Origin of the sequence: Streptomyces sp. NPDC012466, assembly GCF_042955215.1 — a bacterium.
Classification (GTDB): domain Bacteria; phylum Actinomycetota; class Actinomycetes; order Streptomycetales; family Streptomycetaceae; genus Streptomyces.
Genome location: NZ_JBIBEQ010000024.1, coordinates 1 through 4,207, shown reverse-complemented (window position 1 = coordinate 4,207; position 4,207 = coordinate 1). Strand labels below are relative to the sequence as shown.

Annotated in this window: 4 protein-coding genes and 3 pseudogenes; 4 read left to right on the top strand and 3 right to left on the bottom strand. The window is 65.5% G+C overall.

Annotated elements, in window-relative coordinates; translation table 11 throughout:
- On the top strand, positions 1-486 hold a 486-nt coding region (locus ACFY9E_RS40185), incomplete at its 5' end, for an ATP-binding cassette domain-containing protein (protein ID WP_390993606.1).
- Between the two features lie 164 nt (positions 487-650).
- On the opposite strand, the pseudogene ACFY9E_RS40180 reads toward ACFY9E_RS40185, so the two are convergent.
- A pseudogene (locus ACFY9E_RS40180) lies at positions 651-863 on the bottom strand (hypothetical protein); the annotation flags it as partial.
- A 265-nt stretch (positions 864-1,128) separates the two neighbouring features.
- On the opposite strand from ACFY9E_RS40180, the gene ACFY9E_RS40175 reads away from it, so the two are divergent.
- The 3 genes and pseudogenes from ACFY9E_RS40175 to ACFY9E_RS40165 all read left to right on the top strand — a co-directional run.
- Positions 1,129-1,539 (top strand): restriction endonuclease, encoded by a 411-nt coding sequence (locus ACFY9E_RS40175; protein WP_390993604.1) that lies wholly within the window; start codon positions 1,129-1,131, stop codon positions 1,537-1,539.
- 520 nt (positions 1,540-2,059) lie between these two features.
- Positions 2,060-2,629 carry a GNAT family N-acetyltransferase gene (locus tag ACFY9E_RS40170; protein ID WP_390993608.1) on the top strand — a complete coding sequence of 190 codons (570 nt, stop codon included), beginning with the start codon at positions 2,060-2,062 and terminating at the stop codon, positions 2,627-2,629.
- Positions 2,630-2,727: 98 nt separating this feature from the next.
- A pseudogene (locus ACFY9E_RS40165) lies at positions 2,728-3,264 on the top strand (transposase); the annotation flags it as partial.
- A 172-nt stretch (positions 3,265-3,436) separates the two neighbouring features.
- On the opposite strand, the gene ACFY9E_RS40160 reads toward ACFY9E_RS40165, so the two are convergent.
- Positions 3,437-3,904 (bottom strand): hypothetical protein, encoded by a 468-nt coding sequence (locus ACFY9E_RS40160; protein WP_390993602.1) that lies wholly within the window; start codon positions 3,902-3,904, stop codon positions 3,437-3,439.
- A 212-nt stretch (positions 3,905-4,116) separates the two neighbouring features.
- Positions 4,117-4,207, bottom strand: a pseudogene (locus ACFY9E_RS40155) (IS5/IS1182 family transposase); the annotation flags it as partial.

Below are 4,207 nucleotides of genomic sequence, written 5' to 3'. Positions count from 1 at the left end.
GGCATGGTCTTCCAGCAGTTCAACCTGTTCCCCAACATGACCGCCGAGAGCAACGTCATGTCCGGACCGGTGCTGGTGCAGAAGAAGGACCGCGCGGCCAGCCGGGAGCAGGCCCAGGAACTGCTGGCCAAGGTCGGCCTCGAGGGGTGCGGCCACAAGTACCCCGCCCAGCTCTCCGGCGGCCAGCAGCAACGCGTGGCCATCGCCCGCGCCCTCGCGATGGAACCCACCATCATGCTGTTCGACGAACCCACCAGCGCACTGGACCCCGAACGCGTGGGCGAAGTACTCGCCGTCATGCGCGACCTCGCCGGCAACGGCATGACCATGCTGCTCGTCACCCACGAGATGGGCTTCGCCCGCGAGGTCGCCGACGAGGTGCTGTTCATGGACGGCGGCGTCGCGGTGGAACGCGGCGACGCCCGTGAAGTGCTGGGCAATCCCCGTGAGAAACGAACCCAGGCGTTCCTCGAAAGGGTGCTGTAACAGGGCACGGACCTGCGCCAGCGGTTCGGCAGCGTGGCTGCCCGGCTCTTGCTCCGGTCAACGCCGTCGTCTTCGGCGCGCTTGTGGGCCTTGGCCGGGGTGAGGCCGATGCTGCGACGAGTGGCCCCTGTCCAGACCGCGGGCGGCGACCGGACCGATGCACGGCGGGTGGTGTCGCGCCGGACGACCTCGTAGCCGCCTTCGTCCACGACCGCGACGGAGGTGAACCAGGCCGGGTCGTCGTCATCGGGCTGGATGACGGCGAACGTGTTGTCCGAGTCGTTGAGGTCCTCGATCAGCATGAACAGCGCGTCCTCGGACGGGTCGTCGATGTGGTGGCCGTTCTCACTCTCGGCCCGGTAGTACGCAGCCCCCATCGGCCCTGGCTCCCCTCAACCCGCTGACTGATCGCGGCAAGAATGACATGCGGGACCGACACTTCCGGCAGGTACAGCCATTCGTTGATCGCGGCGACGAGCACAGTGGTCTCACAGCGGACCGCGAGTTTGTCGAACCGGGTTGCCACCGCCCGGTTCCGCTTCAGCCGGTTGATGCCGCACTCGACCGCGTGCCGAGCCTTGTAGTCCTCACGGTTGAAGGCCGGAGGTCGCCCGCCAGTTCGAACTCGTCCCCGGAATCAGTGTGACCGTTCGCAACCAGTGGGACTACTTCTCATCTGAGGAGATCGACATCGCCTTCTGGAACGAGGGTGATCCCAAGGGACTGCGCCAGTTCGACAAGATCATTCCGGTGGAGTGCAAGAACTGGTCGAAGCCTGTGGGGGCGGCGGAGGTGACACTCTTCAGCTCGAAGCTGGAGGGACGGGGCCGGCCCTTGGGCATCCTGGTTGCCGCGGCCGGGATTACCGGGGAGGCGGTTGATCGCAGTGCCGCGCACCAGATCCTCGCTCGCGCCCTGGGGCAGAAGCGGGAGAGTCTCGTGGTGACACGCAGCGAGATCGAACAGCTCTCAAACACCGACGATGTGGTGCGGCTGTTGAAGCAGAAGCGGCTGCAACTGGCTGTGTCAGGCACCATCTACGGGGTGTCGTGAAGACCCGGCTGCAACCGCGACGACGGCTATGGCGCGGATGGCTTCAGTGCGGGTTTCTCCACCTGGTACTCGTGAAGCCTCTGGTTTCAAGCTGCGCTAACGTCGCGCTTTCACGAGGTGGGCTGTCCAAGCGCTGATCAGTAACACAGAAAGTCCCTTGACCTGCAACGATAGGACTTGCTGAGGGGGCTGTTGGCTACAAGGAAGACAGCACTTTCCAGGCGAGGGAGCCAATCGGGTCGCACCCACGCGTCCGTGTCCAGGGCGACCGCCGTCAGGTCGTCTCACAGGCCGGTTCGGTTCTGCTCGTCCAGAAATCATGAAGAACGGTCCGCCGACTCCGTCGGCAGACGCTCACGCAAGATCGAGGAGCGTGGGTCAGTAAGCAACTCCTGGGATGTCGAGCCTCGTGGTGAAGTGCGGCGGCCCAAGCGCTGCTCTTGAAAAGGCGTGGCTGCCGGGCAGCCGTGATGGGAAAATCAGGCCGACACTTGATCCACATCCGCCTGCGGAGGTCCGGTTGGACATCGTCCCGCTGCTGCCGTTGACCACGTCCCGGTTGTCGCTGCGTCTGTTCACTCCCGACGACGCCGATGACCTGTACGCCTACCAGAGCCTGCCGAGCGTGGCACGCTACTTGTACCGGCCGACGCACACGCGTGAGCGCAGCGGCCAGGTTGCCGCCGAGCGCGCGGCGCAGACGGTCTGGCGCGCCGACGGGGACAAGCTGGCGCTCGCTGTCTGCCGACGCGATGAGCCCGGCCTCCTTGGCGAGGTGAGCCTCACCCTGGCTGATGCCCGCGCGGCCCAGGCCGAGATCGGCTGGACTCTCGACCCAGGTCACCAGGGGCACGGCTACGCGACCGAGGCGGCCGCAGCGCTGGCCGGGTTTGCCTTCGATACGCTGGGCGTGCACCGGCTCTACGCACGGCTGGACGTGGAGAACACCGGATCTGTGCGGGTCTGTGAGCGTCTCGGGATGCGCCGGGAGGCACACCTGGTCGAGAACGACCTCGACGGGGATCGCTGGGGCAGCGAGTACATCTACGCGGCGCTGTCCGCTGATCTTGGCCGTCGATCAGGCGGTTGAGCCCGACGCCGCCTCCGGCCCGCAGCATCGCGACATCGGGCGCTGTCACGTTGGTTGACCGGGTGGGATGATCTTCTGGTTGATCGTGTTGGAGGGGGCTGTGCGTGCGGGCCGTGTCGCTGTCACACAAGGGGCACCGGTACCCGGTCGCGGTCATTTCCCGCTGCGTGTGGCTGTACCACCGCTTCCCGCTGTCATTCCGCGAGGTCGAGGAGCTCATGCTCGAGCGCGGGATCGTCCTCTCCTACGAGACGGTACGCCGCTGGTGCGCCAAGTTCGGGCAGGCCTACGCTGACCGCCGGGACAAGGCCGCGGCCAGGCGTTTCTTGCGCAGGCTGCTGAAGAAGACCGGTGCGGTGCCGCGGGTGATCGTCACCGACAAGTTGCGTTCCTACGGCGCGGCCCACCGCGAGGTCATGTCCTCCGTCGAGCATCGGCAGTCGAAGTACCTGAACAACCGGGCGGAGAACAGTCACCAGCCAACGAGGCAGCGCGAACGGGCGATGAAAGGCTTCCGTTCCGTGGGCGGAGCACAGCGGTTTCTGTCCGCATTCAGCGGCATCACGCCCCACTTCCGACCCCGCCGGGATCTGATCCCCGCACACGACTACCGAGCCGAAATGACCGTCCGCTTGTCAATCTGGATCAGATCACCGGAGTCGCCAGCCTGCCCACCGCGCCGTGAGCACACAGCCGGAACCCGACTTCACAACGCCCCGGCACACCGTCAGACACCCCCACACCCAACAACGTGACAACGCCACGCGGGCACCAGCTGCTCGACCAGGCGGTGCTGACCAACGCCGACTAGCGTCGGAGGCCGTCGACGCAGATGTCGGAGCTGCGGTAGCAGGTCTGTCCTTTGAGGTAATTCCCGTTTGCGTCGGTCATGTAGACCCAGATGCTGTCGGACCCGCCGACGACGTTCGCCTCAAGGGGAAAGGGCGCCGACCCGGATCGGTCGCACCAGGTGGAGGTGCTCCTATAGTCCAACTCGGTGTCGCCTGCCCACGCATGCGCGTACATCCGCCGACACCCGGTGGCCTTGAATGATCCCTGGACGTCGACCGACCTGTTGGACCAAGTGGCCGTGCCTTTGTAGTAGCTCGCCCCATACACAATCGAGATGGGGGCGGCGGTGACGCCGGTGGTGGCGGCGGTGGCGGGCGCCGTCGCGAAGGCCATCCCCGCGGCAACCGACGCGGCTGCAGTTACGGCCGCGCCGAATTTCCTCGTGCAGCTCTTCACCTTCGAGGTGTCCTTCAGTCTCACCATGGCAACCACTCCCAGGTTCTTCGAGTAACGGGTGCATAACCTGCGTACTCACCGTCGCGCGGAGGCGACCGTCTCGGATCAGGCAGTGAATGTTGCTGCCGTTGTTCGGCAACGCCACTGAACCACACGTGGACCTCGCACCGGGGAGACATTCGAGCCAAATATAGGAAAACAGGCTGGACTTGCCCGCTATCCAGAAGGTCTTAGAGGTCCTAACAAAGGCGTTGGACGTGGCGGTGGGTGATCAGGCAGGTGGCGAGGCCGAGGAAGGCTTCGTGGATGTCGTCGCGTCGTTCCCAGCGG

Coding starts and splice junctions, on each gene's coding strand:
- ACFY9E_RS40160 (WP_390993602.1), bottom strand. CDS start 3,904: ATGGTGAGACTGAAGGACACCTCGAAGGTGAAGAGCTGCACGAGGAAA.